We start from the raw sequence: 15,029 nt of genomic DNA on the forward strand, positions 1-15,029 counted from the left end.
CGGTCGAATCAGTGCAGGAAGGCGCGAAGCTCGTCGACGTCTCGGGTGTTCAACACGTCGTCTGCTTCACACCAGCCGCGCCGAGCCGTGTGGACGCCGTATCTGACGTACGCGAGCGCGCCGGGGGCGTGCCCGTCGGTGTCGACAGCGATCGTCGACCCGGCGTCGATCGCGACCCGGACGAGTTCGCCGTGGAGATCCAACCGCGCGGGGTCGGCGTTGATTTCGAGCGCGGTTCCGGCGTCTGCGGCCGCCTCGGCGATCCGGGCGACGTCGAGGTCCAGCCCTTCGCGCTCGTTGATGAGGCGGCCGGTCGGGTGCCCCAGGATGTCGACGCTCGGGTGTTCGACGGCTCGGACGAGCCGGTCGGTCGCCGTCTCGCGGTCCTGGCCGAGCGCGGCGTGCGGTGACGCGACGACGACGTCGAGGTCCGCGAGGAGGTCGTCGGCGGTGGAGAGGCCGCCGTCGGCGTCGATGTTCGTCTCGATGCCGTGCAGCAGGGTCAACTCCGAATCGGTCTTCTCGCGCGCATCTTCGATCGCGTCCATCTGTTCTCGGATTTCGTCGTCGGAGAGTCCGACGCCGCCGACCATTCCCGGTCCGCTCGCGTGGTCGGTCACGGCGTAGTAGTCGTAGCCGCGTTCGGCGGCCGCCTGCGCCATCTCTGCGATCGACGCGCGCCCGTCGGACCAGTCGGTGTGCGTGTGGAGATCGCCGCGGACGTCGCCCTCCGCGACGAGGTCGGGGAGAGTTCCCCCGCGCGCGGCGTCGATCTCGCCGGTCCCCTCGCGGATCTCCGGCGGGATGAGCGGTAGATCGAGCGCCGCGTACATCGATTCCTCCGTCTCGCCGGCGATCCGTTCCCCGACGCGCTGGCCCGTGTCGGGGTCGTCAACGTCGGCGACGTCGAAGACGCCGTACTCGTTCATCTTCAGCCCCCGATCGATCGCGAGGTTCCGGAGTTCGACGTTGTGATCTTTGCTTCCGGTGAAATACTGGAGTGCGGAGCCGAACTCGTCGGGGACCACGACGCGGAGATCGACCCGGATGTCGTCGACGCGGAGGCCCGCTTTGTGTTCGCCCGCCTCGATCACGTCCGATGCGGCCGGTAACTCGACGAACGCGTCGATCACGGCCTCACTCTCGGTTGCGGCGACGAGAACGTCGACGTCGCCGATCGTGTCCCGCCAGCGGCGGATCGACCCCGCGACTTCAGCCTGCTCGACCTCGTCGATCCCGCGGAGGTACGCGAGGACGTCGTCCGCGAGCGGACGCGCGTCGCCGAGGCGCTCTCGTTTCTGTGCCTCGCGAGCGAACGCGACGTTCTCGCGGATGTTCGCTTCGGTCTTCGCGCCGAAGCCTTTCACTTCCTGGATGCGCCCCTCCTCGGCAGCCTCCGCGAGCTCGTCGAGCGTGGTGATGCCCAGCGCGTCGTAGAGCGTCCCGACCGTCTTGGGACCGACGCCCTCGACTCGCGTGAGCGCCTCGATGTCGACGGGCAGTTTCTCTTTGAGATCGGCTAGCTCCTCGATCTCGCCGGTCTCGATGTACTCGACGACTTTCGCGGCGATGGCGTCGCCGACGCCGTCGATCCGCTCGACCGCGGATTTCCCTTCGTCCGCCAGGTCCTCGATCGGCTCGTGGTACTCGCGGACGTTCTCCGCGGCGCGACGGTAGGCGTTCGGCTTGTATTCCACGTCGTCGGCTTCGAGGAGGTCCGCGAATATCTCGAGTTGGTGGGCGACCTCCGCGTTGCGGCTCACAGTCGACCCCCGCGCGTGCTACTGGTGTCTTCGTGCCCGAGCGCTTGCTTCAGGAAGCCCATCCATCGCTTCTGGTCTGCGGCCTCTTGCACCTTCGACTCCTGTTCGAGGTCGACCGGCCGAAGCTGTTCGAGCGCGTTCAGCGCGCGGTCGATGCCGATGATGCTCTCGGCGAGCCGTTCTCCCTTCTCGTAGGTGATCTCGCCCGCCTCGATCTCTTGGAGTCGCTGGAGTCGCTCGCGACGGAGGTTCTTCTTCGCCTGCTCGACGCGGTCGCGCTCGCCGGCCGGAATCGTATCGCGACGCTTGATCTCGAAGACGAACTCCCGGAGGTCGATCTCCTCGTCCTGTACGTCGATCCGATCCGGGATGTCGACGCCGACGGTCGCGGCCTCGCGGTTGACGCGCTCCAACAGCTGTTTTCGTTCGAACTCCTTCACGGCTCGCCTTGCAGTTACGCGGCCGTCCACTTCGCTCCTTCGCCGTCAGAGACGCCGGCAGTCGTTCGCACGGAGACGAAACTTCTTATGACTCACCAGGAAATACGGAGGATATGGGATTGTTCGACCGACTTCGCGGGGCGGATCACCCGCGCGTCGCCTTCATCGGTATCGACGGCGTTCCTTTCAGCCTCCTCGCCGACAACCCAGATCGGTTTCCGCACTTCGCCGCGCTCGCTGAGGAGGGGAGCGCCGGCCCCATCGAGAGCATCGTCCCGCCGGAGTCCTCGGCCTGCTGGCCGTCGCTCACGACCGGCGTCAACCCGGGTGAAACCGGTGTCTACGGCTTTCAGGACCGCGAGAACGGCTCCTACGACACCTACGTCCCGATGGGGCGCGACGTGCAGGCGACGCGCCTGTGGGATCGCGTCACCGACGCCGGCCGCCAGGCGAGCGTGATGAACGTCCCGGTGACGTTCCCGCCGCAGCGGAACGTCCAGCGGATGGTCTCGGGCTTTCTCTCGCCGGGCGTCGACAAGGCCGCCCACCCCGACGAGTTCCGCGACGAACTCGACGAGATGGGCTATCGGATCGACGTCAACGCCAAACTCGGCCACAACGAGGACAAGACGGAGTTCGTCGAGAACGCGCACAAGACCCTCGACCGCCGGTACGAGGCGTTCACGAACGTCCTCGATCGCGACGACTGGGACCTCTTCTTCGGAGTCTTTATGACGACCGATCGAGTGAATCACTTCCTCTTCAAGGACTACGAACACGACGGCGAGAACAAAGCGGCGTTCCTGGAGTTCTACGAGAAGGTCGACGAGTACGTCGGCAAGATCCGCGAATCGCTCCCGGACGACGTCACGCTCGTCGTCGCCTCCGACCACGGCTTCACGTCCCTCGAGTACGAGGTCCACTGCAACGCCTGGCTCGAAGAGGAGGGCTGGCTCTCGTATGCGGACGACGACCACGAGGAACTCGGCGACATCGCCGACGACACGCGCGCGTACTCGCTCATCCCCGGGCGGTTCTACATCAACCTCGAAGACCGCGAACCGCGCGGAGGCGTCCCGCAGGACGAGTACGAGGCGGTCCGTGCGGAACTCAAAGCCGAACTGGAAGCGCTCGAAGGCCCCGACGGTCGCAAGGTCGCAGAACGGGTCGTCGAGAAAGAAGACGCCTTCCGCGGCGACCACGACGACATCGCGCCGGACCTCGTCGTCGTCCCGAACCACGGCTTCGACCTCAAATCTGGCTTCAAGGGCCACGAAGACGTGTTCGGTACCGGCCCCCGGAACGGGATGCACAGCTTCGACAACGCGTCGCTGTTCGTCGACGACTCCGACGTCGAGATAGAGGACGCCGACCTCTACGACATCGCGCCGACGATCCTCGACCTGCTGGAAGTCGAGTACGCCCGCACCGAGTTCGACGGCGCGAGCCTACTCCAGCAGTAGCGAGCGACTTCTCACCTCTTTCGCACCGACCGAACGGCGCCTCAGCGCTCGGTTCACGTCGCTTCCAACGGCTTCGTATCCCCCCTCCAACGGCCCTGCGTCGCCTACAGCAGATCGTCGAGGTCGTCGTTCGCCCACATATCCGCGGCGTCCTCGGCCTCCGCTTCGGCCGCCGCGTCGGACTCTTCTTGGGCGTCTTTGGCGCGCTGCATAAACGCCTCCAGACGTTCGGAGCGTTCGACGCCGCCGAGGAGGACCAAGGTCGCGAGGCGACCGCTCGATAGCGGGAAGTCGCCGCCGCGGACCTGGAGACTGCCGGTCTCCTCTTCGACCCACCGACGGGCCCGCTCGACGCCCTTCCGCGGAATGGCGTCCTGCTCGCCGGCGACGATCAGGAGCGCGGCGTCGGCGTCCGTCGCGTCAGGCAGGCTCGACCCGGTGAGGAGGGCGCGCCGGGTGGTGCTCATCACGGCGTTGATGTTCTCCTCGGCGTCGGGGGCTGCTTCGGCGGAGGCGTAGCCGAGGGCGGCGATGCCGCCGCTGCGGAGCGTGTTGATGATCTCCGAGGAGTCGACGACGCTCTCGGCGACGCCCTCGACGGCCTCGCCCGATGCGAGGAGGAGGCCGACTCGCTGTGCGATCTCCTCGTTGATCGCGTCGAAGCCTTCGGTGATGCTCTCGCCGGCCGACCGGAACGCGTCGTTGTCCACGAGGAGGAGGGCGTCGGACTCGCGAGCGAACGTCTTCAGCGATCGACCGGCGTTCACCTGGTACATCGAGCCCTCGTCGCGGCCGGGGAGGATTCCGAGCCCGTAGACGGGGACGTCGTAGATACGCTTGAGCTCCTTCGTGAGGACGGGCGCGCCGCCGCTGCCGGTGCCGCCGCCGAGCCCGGCCACGACGAAGATCGACTCGACGCCGGCCGTGATGCGGCCGTCGAGCGCCGAGAGCACCTCGCGGTTGTCCGATTGCATCACTTCGGCCCCGAGTTCGTTGTCGCCGCCGACCCCGTGGCCTTTGACGCGGTCCTGGCCGATCAAGACGGTCTCGAAGGGCAGACCCTGCAGATCTGTCTTGGCGGTGTTGACCGCGACTGCGCCACGGATGGAGCCGAATCCCATCCGTTCGTCGTATGCGACCAGTTCGCGGGTGAGTTTCCCGCCGGCCTGGCCGACGCCGATCAGGACGGACTTCATATCTCGTGTATCTCTGAGGTGGCCCTTCAACGTTCGCCCCGGGTCCCGGGTCGCGTGCGCGGCGGACTCTCTGCGGCCGACCGTTTATGAACGATGACGCGGCCACGGGCGGTATGTCGAGTGAACAGACTGGCCACGACGCGCTCACCGCTCGTCTCGATTCCGTCGACGGCGCTATCGCCGCTTCCGAATCGGCCGCGACCGACGACGAGAAACTCCTACCCCCAGCGACGGACAGCGACTTCGACCGGGGTTCGGCGACGACGCACGCCGATTCCGCGTCCCGAGACGACGCGGACGCCGTCGAGGAGCGCGTGGCGAGTCTCGACGAGCGGCTGACCGCGCTGGAGGCCGACCTCGACGCAGTCCGAGGGCTGCTCGACGGCGTCGAAGCCATCGACGAGGCGGTCGAGCGCCGGGCGTCCATCGCACTCGCGAAAGTCGAAGCACTCGAACGGCAAGTCGAGCGGGAGGACGGAGCGCTCGTCCGCGAGCGGTTCGCGGAGTCGGGAGAGACAGGTGACGGAGATACGCCCGCGGAATCGAAAAGCGGCGAGACACGCCACGCGGTGGGGAGATCGACCACAGCCGAGACGCCGACCCGAACCCCGAACGACGCGGTCGACGACGCAGACGCGAGACCGTCCACGCCGCAGTCCCGACAGTCCACTCGCGGCGGTGATCGCGCGCGCGACGCGCAGACAGTCCGCGACGCCGTCAGCCGTTCAGAGGGCGCGTCGACGGATATGGCATCGGACGCGGATCCGTCTCTCGCGTCGCGACTCCGCGACGCCTTCCGGTGATTCGCCTCGTCGTCGCGGCGGCACTCACGGTCGCGACGTTCGCGGCCGTCGTTCCCGCGGTCGACGACGCCCGAGCAACGCGGACCGACGCGACCATCGAACGTGCCGTCGACCGGATCGACCGCGCCGGGCGTAGCCTCGCAACGACGGAAGACGCGACGCCGACGCGCGAGCGAGCCGCGACGCGACGCATCACGATCCGACTCCCGCGCGCGTCGCTGACAGCAGCCCAGCCGGCGTTCGTCGCGATCGGCGGTCGGCCTAGGGGACCGGGAAATCGCTCGGCTGTCACGTTCGCCCTGGCGGAGTCGCCGACGCGGCTTCGAGGACTCTCGCTGCCGGTTCCAGTCCGAACGCCCGCCGGCCCAGTCGTCTTGCGCGAACCCGGTCGCCAAAGCGTCTCGCTCGCGCTCGTGGGTGTGGCCGAGCACCCCACGCTCGTCGTCACGCGGCGTCCGCCCGGAGCATCTGTGACGGCGGCGACCTGAGCCGTCGGCCGATTCTTTATATACCGTGACGCGGCCACCCGTCGTATGTCGCTCAACCTCGGTTCCGTCCTCGGCGACGAGCCGTCTCTCAGTCGCCTCACGTCGTCGCTTCCCGATGTCGCTGCTCTCGGACTCGGTTCGGACCCAGACCAACCGACCCCCGTTAACGAGGGATCGGGACCGGTGGCCAGTGGGGTTGATCCAGGCGAGACGGGTGAGGGCTGTCGGTGCCAGCCGTCGATCGAACGACCGACTGGCACGGGTGTTGCCGATCGCCGGGAACTCGTCGTCGACGCTTCCGCGTGCCCCGGCAAGGGAGTTCTCGAGTCACGTCCAGGGTGTCGCGCAACCGTCGTCGCGGCACTAACCGACCACGACGTGGACGCCGTCAGGACGCGATCCGATGGACGCGAACGGACGTACACCGACGAATCCGTGGGGCTGCTCCTCGCCGCGGGTCGGTTCGTCGAGCGCGTTCGCTTCCACGACGAGTCGCTGGCCGAGCGGACCCGTCGAGACCCGCTCGCGGCCGCTCGGCTGGCGACCGGACGCGCGGGCGCCGTCGCACGAATCGCCGCCGAATCAGGGCTCGCAGAGGGGGCTGCGCGCGCGGGTGCTCGCCTTGGAGCGGACGACTCCAACTCTGTCGGCGACGGGGACGACTACGCTGGCGTCCTCCGCGCGTTCGTCGGGCCGACGATCGCTCGTGCGCGTGTGGCTCGCCAGCCGCCGTCTGACGCCTCTCCCCGAGAGACGTACGAACTGCCGACCGGTGCGGACGTCTGGGTGTACGACACCGCCGACGGAGCGCGATACCACCTCGATCCGGTCGCACACGGACTCGACGCCGCCGCCACGTCGACCCTGGCGGCCGCCTACGGCGTGCTCGCGAACGGGTCCGTTAGCGGCGGACCGCGTGCCGCGGGCCGAGCCGTTCGACGCGTCGCCAGCCCTGCCGACCCGGTCGAAACGCTCTCGACGGCGCTCGACCGGTACACTCGCGGACTCGGCGTCTTCGAGCACCTCTTCGCCGACGAGCGAGTCTCGGACGTCGTCGTCTCGGCCCCGGTGACTGACTCGCCCGTCAGAGTCGTCCTCGACGGCGAGCGCGTCCCCACGAACCTCCGGCTGACGCCCGGCGGCGCGGCGTCACTCGCCTCACGCTTCCGTCGCGAGAGTGGCCGCGCGTTTTCCCGCAGTTCGCCGACGCTCGACGCGTCTGTCGTCGCGGAGACGGGTCGCCGGATCCGGGTGGCTGGCGTGACGGCACCCGCGAGCGACGGCGTCGGATTCGCCTTTCGCGCGCGGGACGGCGAGGCCTGGACGTTGGCGCGTCTCGTCGCCGCCCAGTCGCTCTCACCGGCGGCTGCGGCGTTTCTCTCGCTCGCGATCGAGCGCGGGGCGGCAACGATCGTCGCCGGGACGCGCGGTGCCGGCAAGACGACCCTGCTCGGGGCGCTTCTCTGGGAACTCCCCTACACGACGCGGCTCGTGAGCATCGAAGACACGCCGGAGCTCCCGGTCGAAGCGCTCCGTGCGCACGGCCGGGACGTGCAAGCGCTCCACACCGACGGCCACGCAGGGGGGTCGGGCGAAGGCGCCGGGATAGGCGGTTCGTTCTCTCCGACGAACGCGCTTCGCGCGGCGCTTCGGCTCGGCGACGGGGCGCTCGCAGTCGGCGAAGTCCGCGGTGAGGAAGCCGGTGCGCTCTACGAGGCGATGCGAGTCGGCGCGCACGGGCACGCGGTGCTCGGAACGATCCACGGCGACTCCGCGGCTGCCGTCCGCGAGCGCGTGGTCTCCGATCTCGGCGTCCCACCGTCCTCGTTCGGTGCGACGGATCTCGTCGTCACCTGCACTCACGACGGCGACGCACGCTACGTCGACGCCATCGAGGAAGTCCGCGCTGTCGACGGAGAGACCACGTTCGTCTCGCTCTTCGAGCGGCAATCGGGAACGCTCCGTCGAACCGGTTCGCTCGATAGAGGGGACAGCGCGTTGTTCGAGCGGCTCTGCCACGGGGACGAGTCCTACGGCGACCTGCTCTCGCTGCTCGACCGGCGCGCGAGTCGCTTCGAGCGACTCGCCACCGCGGGGTTGACTGCCCCCGACGATCTACGCCCGTCCCAGCGCGGAGGTCGCTGATGCCGGCGACCGACGACCGCGTCGTTCGTGCGGCACGCCGACTCGCGCGTTGGTATCCAAGCGACGTCGAGCCGACAGCAGAGCTTCACCGGTCGCTGGCGTTTCTCGAGAGCGACCTCCGAGCCCAGACGGTCGTCCGGGCCGGGTACGTGCTCGCCCCCTTTGCTGCGATCCTCGTGTTGTGTGGGGTCGTACTCGCCGTCCCGTCACTCCCGTTCGTGGCCGCGGCCTCGGCGGCCGCGGGCCTCGGTCTCGGAGTTACTCACCTCGTCCACCGGCTCCCCGTCGCGGCCGCGACACTCCGACGGTCGCGGGCTCTCGGCGACGCACCCGGACTCGTCGCCCGCGCAGCCCTTCGGCTTCGGCTCGAAGCAGCGCCCGAACGCGCCGCCACGTTCGCGGCCCAGACCGGTGAAGGGCCACTCGCTCGGAGCCTCGCTGCACACATCGACCGGACGCGCGCCGGCCCGGCTGCGGGACTCGGCGGCTTCGCCGCGGAGTGGCACTCGTGGTTCCCAGCACTCGAACGGTCGACGTCGCTGCTCTTGAGTGCCTCCGACGCCCCCGCGGAGGAACGTGACCACGCGCTCGATCGCGCACTGGAGACGGTGCTCGACGGGGCGCGAACCGAGATGGCGACCTTCGCAGGCGACATTCGCGGTCCGGCCAGCGGAATCTACGCGTTCGGCGTGCTCCTGCCGCTCGCACTCGTCGGCGTGTTGCCGGCCGCCCGTGCTGGCGGGGTGTCAGTACCGGCGATGGCGTTCGTCGGCCTCTACGACGTCGTCCTCCCGGTAGGGTTGGTGTTTGCCGGAGCCTGGCTCCTGCTTCGGCGTCCGATCGCGCTCGCCCCGCCGCGCGTGACGACCGGGCATCCGGACGTGCCGTCCGGGCGGTGGCGCGGGGTCGCCGCGGCGTCGGGTGGCCTCGTCCTCGGGGCCGCTGTTGGGTCGCTCGTCGCGCCGTGGGCGACACCAGTCGGTGCCGCGGGGCTCTCTCTCGGGGCCGGTCTCACCGCGTACTACCGCCCGATGGCGGCGGTCCGTCGCGACGTCACCGCGGTCGAATCGGGGCTCGCGGACGCGACAGCCGTCATCGGACGTCGGGTCGGAGCCGGCGAGTCCGTCGAGACGGCGATCGAATCGGCTGCCGACGCGACGACGGGACGGACGAGCGAAGTATTCGACGCCGCGGCGGGCGTCCAACGTCGTCTGCGCGTCGGCGTACACCGAGCGTTCCTCGGGGCGCACGGCGCACTCGAACACGTTCCGAGCCCGCGGGCCCGCGCGACGGCATCGCTCTTAGCCGTCGCAGCCAGAGAGGGCCGACCTGCCGGTCCGACACTCGTCACGCTGGCCGATCATCTGACCGAACTCCGGCGCGTCGAGGCCGACGCACGCCGCGAACTCGCAGCGATCACGGGTACACTCGGACACACCGCGGCGCTGTTCGGTCCGCTCGTCGGCGGCGCGACCGTGGCGATGGCGACACAGATGGCCGCATCCGGCGTCGGCGCGGGCCAGCAGTCGCTGGGCGCGTCAGCCGCAAGCCGTTCGTCGATTGCTGGATCGGCAGCCCCGGGGGCGACGACGCTCGACCCTGCGCTGCTCGGCGCAGCGGTCGGCCTGTACGTTCTCGCGCTCGCGGCTATTCTCACTGTCGTGGCGACGGGACTGGACCGCGGTCTCGATCGGACGCTCGTGGGGTACCGTGTCGGACTGGCGCTGCTGTCGGCGACGGTGGCGTATCTCGCGGCGTTTCTCGGGGCGTCGATGCTGTTCTGACCGGGGCACAATTTCGGGAGGCCGACCAGCAGTGCTCCGCGGCGGCGAGCGTTTATATACGGAGACGGCACCAGCCGCCCTATGTTCGACCTCACACTCGACGCGTGGTACGCGTGGATCGGCCTGTCGCTGACGGGCGTCGCACTCGTCGGTGCCGCTACCGGACTTCCGACTGCCCCGCCACCGGACGCAGGTGCCGTCGCGGCGACGATCGACCGCGTCGCGGCCGCAGAGTACACCGCGACTGGCGAGCACCCGCTCGACGCCGAGGAGGTCCGGCTCGGGACGCGCCGCGTCGGACTCCGCTCGGACGCGGGGACGGCTCACGCGACGGTGGCGTTCGGCCCCGTTACTCCTGTCCCCGCCGGCGACTCGCCGCTTCGGGAGGTGCTGCACGGGACGCCGCCCGACCGGGCGTTCCGCTCGCCGGCGGCGTTCCGACAGGCAGTCGTCAGCGCCAGAGCCGACGCGACGGAGGCGCCGTGGCGTGTCGTGGATCGAACGCTGATCGTTCGCCGGACGACCTGGGACGACGTCGACGTGGTGCTCGTCGATGCGTAACGAGGCGAGGGCGGCCGAACGGGCCCAGACGTCACCGATAGTGGCGCTCGTCGCGCTCTTCGCGGTCTGTGCTGGCCTGTCGCTGTACGCCACCACACTCGGTGCCGTGACGCCGTCAGAGACGACGAACGAACTCGCAGAGCCGACGCTCGACCGCGTCTACGGCGAGATCCACGGTGGCGGCGTCGTCTCTCCCGTGAGCCTCGTTCGGGCAGACAGGGTCGCGCCAGACGGCTACCGCGTCGCGGTCGTGCTCACGACACAGAACGCGCGCTGGACGAACGGCCGTCGGCCGCCGCACGACGTCGGCAGCGACGCCGACAGTGCTGCCCGGCCGGTGAGCGTTGCGATGGGGGACGGCGACGTCGAGTGGGGTCAGCTACGGGTCTGGGTGTGGCGATGAACGCCGCTCTCGACGCAGTGGTTTGTCTGCTCCTCGTCTCCGCGTCCGTCTTCGGTCTGGTGAGTGTCGAGCAGTCGCCACCGCAGAACCCTGGACAGGCCGACGCCGTCTCCGACGCGCTCGCGACGACGACGGCACAGGTGACCTACTCGCTCGCCCCCGGCGTTCGTGCCCTCGACGACGCTGATCCACGGTATGGGAACGCGGCCGAAACGCCTCTCGACTCGCCCGAACTCGACCGGACTGCGCACGGGAGCCTCGCCGGATTGCTCGCTCGCGCCGCGACGGGAACTGCGGGCGTCACCCTGGACTCGGCGGACTCAGATCCCGAGGCAGCCCCACTCACGCGGACCCGCGCGGACTTCCGCCGGGCCGTGCGGGAAGCCGTCCGCGCTCGAACCGGCGCGACCGCTCGGATCGACGCAGTGTGGCGACCGTATCCCGACGCGCCGGTCGGCGGTGCTGTCGGCGTCGGTCCTCGACCGCCTACCGATGGCGTCCACACGGCGACGCTCGTCGTCCCGACTGGGGTCGCACCGATCGATGCGTCGGAAACGACCGATTTCGAGACACTCGGCCGCGCAGTCGCCGACCGGACCGTGCAGGTACTCGTCCCGCCCGGCCCCGCGCACGTCACGCTCCGCGGTGACGATCCGGCCGCTGGGTTGGTTCGATATCGGTACGCGCGCCTCGAAGCCGAAATGAACACGTCGCTGTCTGCCCCGCTCGCGACCGAAGACACCGATGCCGCGAACGCCTGCGTCGCTGACGCGCTCGCCCGGCAGGTGACTGCAGACTTACGGAGTCGATACGACACGCCGGCTGCGGCCGCGGAGTCGGTGTCCGTGTCTTCAGTTCGGATCATCGTTCGTACCTGGAACCCCTCGGCGGAGGCTCGCTGATGCGGCTCGCAGACGACGACCGCGCGCGGGTCCCGTTCGCCCTCGTCGGCGTGCTGCTCCTCGTTGGCAGTTCGACGTTCGCGGCCTCACTCGCGACACCGGGTCCCGAACCGATCGACCGCTCGGCTGACGTCGTCGCCGATCGCGTCGACGCCGAGGTGACCGCCGCACTCCGCGGCGCCGTTCGGGATGCGGCGCGGGCGGCTGCTCGCGACCCCGTGACCATCGCAGCAGACACCGAGGCCGGACGCGCGCTCGCGGGTTCGCAGACGTTCCGTCGCCACCTCCGGCTTCGCGTGTTCCTCGCTGCTCGTGATGCTGTCGCGGCGGTCGAACACCGCCGAGGGCAGAGCGCCGCGCGGGCATCGCTCGGTAAGTCCGTCGAGACCGTTCCGGGCGCACTCGGTCACGTCTCGCTCGCGAGCGCCGACGACGGGACGGAACTGCGAGTGACGGTCCACGACGTCGTTCTGACGATCGAACGGGACGGACGTGTCGTCGAGACCAGCCAGCGCGACCGGACGATAACCGTCGGCGTCCCCGTCCTGGCGCTGCACGACCGAACCGAAGCGTTCCAGGCACGCCTGGACGCGGACCCAATCGACGCACCGGGCCTCGCTCGCCGGACGACGATTGGCGTCACCGCGATGGCGCAGGCCCGTGGCCTCGGTCAGTACGGCGGGCTACCGATCTCGAACGTCGTGGCGAACCGCCACGTCGCGCTCTCGACGAACGCCGGCCTCCTCGACGCCCAGCGGGCGGCGTTCGGTAGAGCTGATCCGGACGCTGCCGCTGGGGTTCGCGCGGCGACGCTGCAGACCGGCGCGACCGACCTCCTCGGCCCGAGAACGGACCCGCGTGTCGTGTCGGCAGTGACCGGTCAACTTCCGAGTCCCAACGACGCCGATCGCGCGGATTCCGACGGGAGATCTGGGGCGTTGCCGGCGACCCGATCGATTTCGGTGGGTGTGAACGGCACGGCCGACGAGGCGTTTTTGTCACTGCTCCGCGGGACGCGCGGAGCCGACAGCCTCGACGCCGTCCTGCGGGACGGCTACCGGGCGAGAGTCTCCATCGACGCCGAGGCGTGGACGGTCCGAAACGGCCGGCGACCCGCCCCACGCGCACCAGGTCCCAACTGGACGCTCGTCTACTCCGACGTCTCGACTGACGTCGCCGTCACCGGAAGTGGGCAGTCGCGGTCTGTGTCTCGAACGGGGATCGGAACGCGGCGGCTCTACACGGCAACCCGACGCGTCGTAGAGCACCGGCGAGTGGATCGGACCTGGGTCAAGGTGAATGCGACACCACAAACGACGTCCGCGTCGTGGCGGGACGTCTCCCGTGTCCGGGTGACCGCGACCGGCCGGCTCGGTGGCGGGAGAGCGCCCGCCCGCCCCGTCCGACCGCTCTTCGAATCCGGCGGGGCGCTCGATGGACCGAACCTCAGAGCGGGACGCACAGCCAGCCGTGAGCTCGTGTCGGACCTCGGGGGACCCGACGCGATCGCTCGCCGTGCAGTCACCGGTGGCCGGACGAGTGCCTCGACCGCGATGGTCGGCGACCGGCCCGCGGAACTCGCCGACTGGGTGTACGCGGACGTCGCGCGACTCCGCGATCGTGTGCGGCACCTCTCTGTCGAGGTCGACGCCAGTGCTGCGGCCACGGGGCGAGCCAACGGTGCGGCGCGCCTCGCGTCGCTCGTCCGCGACCGACGTGCCGTACTCCTCGACGCGCCTGAAACCTACGACGGCGTCGCGGACCGAACCCGCGTCGCCACTCGTGCGGCGTATCTCGACCAGCTACTCGCTGCGCTCGACGCCCGCGCTGACCGGACCCGGAAGCAAAACACCGGCATCGGTCGCGCGCTCGACGCGAAAGGGATCGCGGCCTCACGCGCGAACGATCTCGCAGATCTCACGCCCGAGCCGCCATCGCCCCGTCGGGACGTCGGGACGGCCGCAGGCGCACGCGGAGAGGTCGTCTTCGTCCCCGACGGCGACCCGGCGTATCTCGCGCCCGAACCGGTCGAGGGAACTCTCGTCGACGGTATCGACGACGACGAACAGTACGTCGGTCTCGCCGTCCGAAATCTGAACGTATTTGCCGTCCCGTACGGCGAAGCGGCGGATCTCGTCACACGAACGCTCTTCGGGAACGCTGGACGCGTCTCGCTGCACACCGCGGGGCAGGCGCTCGTCACCGCCGACCAGACGCTCGAAACGCACACTGATCCGACGCTCCGAACGCGTACCGACGCGCTGCGGTCGAACGTCGCCCGCTCGATGGGCCACGTTCGACAACGCACGAAGCGAACGCTCGCTCGCGAGACGACACTCTCGCCGACAGAGCGGACTGCCGTCGTCCGCCGCGCGTTCGCGCGCTGGGCCGGCCCGGGCGAGCGTGCGATCGCGGCGACCGACGGGTCCCTCGCTCGCGAGGTTGCGACAGTGGCCGTCGCTGAAACGACAGGCACTGGTTCGAGCGAGGTAGCGGAAGATCGCGTCCGTACGGCGCTGCGCGTCGACCTGCGGCGGGCAGCGACGTCGAAACGGGTCCGCGTTCCCCAGTCGGCCGTTGACGAGACAGTCTCGACGACGCGCGACGTCGCCCGCGAGATGGCGACTCGAACCGCCGAGAACGCGACCCAGCAGGGGATCGCTCGCGCAACGAACGGGACGCTCGGCGAGATCCCCGCTGGACTCCCGATCCTGCCGACGCTCAATCCGTGGGTCGCCACGGCGAACCTCTGGATCGTGGAATCCCGCGGTGCTTACGGTCGGTTCGCCGTCGAAGCAGCCACCGGTCCGACGACGTACGTCCGCGACGGGACGACCGTGGCGCTCGACGTCGACGGCGATGGGGTCGACGAACGACTCGGACGGAACGAACGCGTCGACTTCCGCGTGCGGACGGTCGCCGTCGTGGCCGTGCCCCCCGGAAAATTCGGCGTCGGCGACACCGACGGCAACGTCGACGAGCGATCAGTCGCGTGGAGCGGGCCGGTTCCGGGGCCTCGCTGTACGACGCCGACGGGGCAGTGTCCGAGAGAATGAGACCGCGCGGAAAGTGCGGGAGAAA

The 15,029-nt window shown here is 69.6% G+C and carries 12 protein-coding genes; 9 read left to right on the forward strand and 3 right to left on the reverse strand.

Going from position 1 to position 15,029, the window contains the following annotated elements; all coding sequences use genetic code 11:
• Window positions 1-8: 8 nt before the first annotated feature.
• Both polX and NO347_RS01765 read right to left on the reverse strand, forming a co-directional pair.
• On the reverse strand, window positions 9-1,763 hold the full coding sequence (gene polX, locus NO347_RS01760) for a DNA polymerase/3'-5' exonuclease PolX (protein ID WP_256287996.1): 1,755 nt from the start codon (window positions 1,761-1,763) through the stop codon (window positions 9-11).
• On the reverse strand, window positions 1,760-2,203 hold the full coding sequence (locus NO347_RS01765; RefSeq protein ID WP_256287997.1) for a DUF5788 family protein: 444 nt from the start codon (window positions 2,201-2,203) through the stop codon (window positions 1,760-1,762). Before NO347_RS01765 ends, polX begins: the two co-directional genes overlap by 4 nt.
• A gap of 113 nt (window positions 2,204-2,316) precedes the next feature.
• On the opposite strand from NO347_RS01765, the gene NO347_RS01770 reads away from it, so the two are divergent.
• Window positions 2,317-3,666 carry an alkaline phosphatase family protein gene (locus NO347_RS01770; protein ID WP_256287998.1) on the forward strand — a complete coding sequence of 450 codons (1,350 nt, stop codon included), beginning with the start codon at window positions 2,317-2,319 and terminating at the stop codon, window positions 3,664-3,666.
• A gap of 104 nt (window positions 3,667-3,770) precedes the next feature.
• Here NO347_RS01770 and NO347_RS01775 read toward each other — a convergent pair whose 3' ends face one another.
• Window positions 3,771-4,862 carry a tubulin/FtsZ family protein gene (locus tag NO347_RS01775; protein WP_256287999.1) on the reverse strand — a complete coding sequence of 364 codons (1,092 nt, stop codon included), beginning with the start codon at window positions 4,860-4,862 and terminating at the stop codon, window positions 3,771-3,773.
• A 113-nt stretch (window positions 4,863-4,975) separates the two neighbouring features.
• Between NO347_RS01775 and NO347_RS01780 the strand changes: the two genes are divergently transcribed.
• From NO347_RS01780 to NO347_RS01815, 8 genes are all read left to right on the forward strand, one after another.
• The gene (locus tag NO347_RS01780; protein WP_256288000.1) at window positions 4,976-5,665 is read left to right on the forward strand and encodes a DUF7310 family coiled-coil domain-containing protein; all 690 of its coding nucleotides are present in this window, start codon (window positions 4,976-4,978) and stop codon (window positions 5,663-5,665) included.
• Window positions 5,662-6,153, forward strand: a complete 492-nt coding sequence (locus tag NO347_RS01785) for a DUF7311 family protein (RefSeq protein WP_256288001.1) — start codon at window positions 5,662-5,664, stop codon at window positions 6,151-6,153. The genes NO347_RS01780 and NO347_RS01785 overlap by 4 nt, the downstream gene beginning before the upstream one ends.
• A gap of 45 nt (window positions 6,154-6,198) precedes the next feature.
• A complete protein-coding gene (locus NO347_RS01790) occupies window positions 6,199-8,298 on the forward strand; it encodes an ATPase, T2SS/T4P/T4SS family (protein WP_256288002.1) in 2,100 nt (699 codons plus the stop codon).
• On the forward strand, window positions 8,298-10,082 hold the full coding sequence (locus NO347_RS01795; RefSeq protein ID WP_256288003.1) for a type II secretion system protein: 1,785 nt from the start codon (window positions 8,298-8,300) through the stop codon (window positions 10,080-10,082). Before NO347_RS01790 ends, NO347_RS01795 begins: the two co-directional genes overlap by 1 nt.
• Before the next feature lie 81 nt (window positions 10,083-10,163).
• The gene (locus NO347_RS01800) at window positions 10,164-10,643 is read left to right on the forward strand and encodes a DUF7283 family protein (RefSeq protein WP_256288004.1); all 480 of its coding nucleotides are present in this window, start codon (window positions 10,164-10,166) and stop codon (window positions 10,641-10,643) included.
• Window positions 10,636-11,046: a DUF7285 family protein gene (locus NO347_RS01805; protein ID WP_256288005.1), complete on the forward strand. Its 411-nt coding sequence runs from the start codon at window positions 10,636-10,638 to the stop codon at window positions 11,044-11,046. The genes NO347_RS01800 and NO347_RS01805 overlap by 8 nt, the downstream gene beginning before the upstream one ends.
• Window positions 11,043-11,948 (forward strand): DUF7284 family protein, encoded by a 906-nt coding sequence (locus NO347_RS01810; protein WP_256288006.1) that lies wholly within the window; start codon window positions 11,043-11,045, stop codon window positions 11,946-11,948. Before NO347_RS01805 ends, NO347_RS01810 begins: the two co-directional genes overlap by 4 nt.
• Entirely contained in the window at window positions 11,948-15,004 is a 3,057-nt protein-coding gene (locus NO347_RS01815; RefSeq protein WP_256288007.1) for a DUF7286 family protein, read from the forward strand. The genes NO347_RS01810 and NO347_RS01815 overlap by 1 nt, the downstream gene beginning before the upstream one ends.
• The last annotated feature ends 25 nt before the right edge of the window (window positions 15,005-15,029 follow it).

Source organism: Halobellus inordinatus (assembly GCF_024464655.1).
Lineage (GTDB): Archaea > Halobacteriota > Halobacteria > Halobacteriales > Haloferacaceae > Haloquadratum > Haloquadratum inordinatus.

Bases quoted from the DNA above. Each gene is read 5' to 3' on its own strand.
- NO347_RS01775 (WP_256287999.1), bottom strand. From the start codon at position 4,862: ATGAAGTCCGTCCTGATCGGCGTCGGCCAGGCCGGCGGGAAACTCACC.
- NO347_RS01800 (WP_256288004.1), top strand. From the start codon at position 10,164: ATGTTCGACCTCACACTCGACGCGTGGTACGCGTGGATCGGCCTGTCG.
- NO347_RS01780 (WP_256288000.1), top strand. From the start codon at position 4,976: ATGTCGAGTGAACAGACTGGCCACGACGCGCTCACCGCTCGTCTCGAT.
- NO347_RS01810 (WP_256288006.1), top strand. From the start codon at position 11,043: ATGAACGCCGCTCTCGACGCAGTGGTTTGTCTGCTCCTCGTCTCCGCG.
- NO347_RS01815 (WP_256288007.1), top strand. From the start codon at position 11,948: ATGCGGCTCGCAGACGACGACCGCGCGCGGGTCCCGTTCGCCCTCGTC.
- NO347_RS01805 (WP_256288005.1), top strand. From the start codon at position 10,636: ATGCGTAACGAGGCGAGGGCGGCCGAACGGGCCCAGACGTCACCGATA.
- NO347_RS01795 (WP_256288003.1), top strand. From the start codon at position 8,298: ATGCCGGCGACCGACGACCGCGTCGTTCGTGCGGCACGCCGACTCGCG.
- NO347_RS01770 (WP_256287998.1), top strand. From the start codon at position 2,317: ATGGGATTGTTCGACCGACTTCGCGGGGCGGATCACCCGCGCGTCGCC.
- NO347_RS01790 (WP_256288002.1), top strand. From the start codon at position 6,199: ATGTCGCTCAACCTCGGTTCCGTCCTCGGCGACGAGCCGTCTCTCAGT.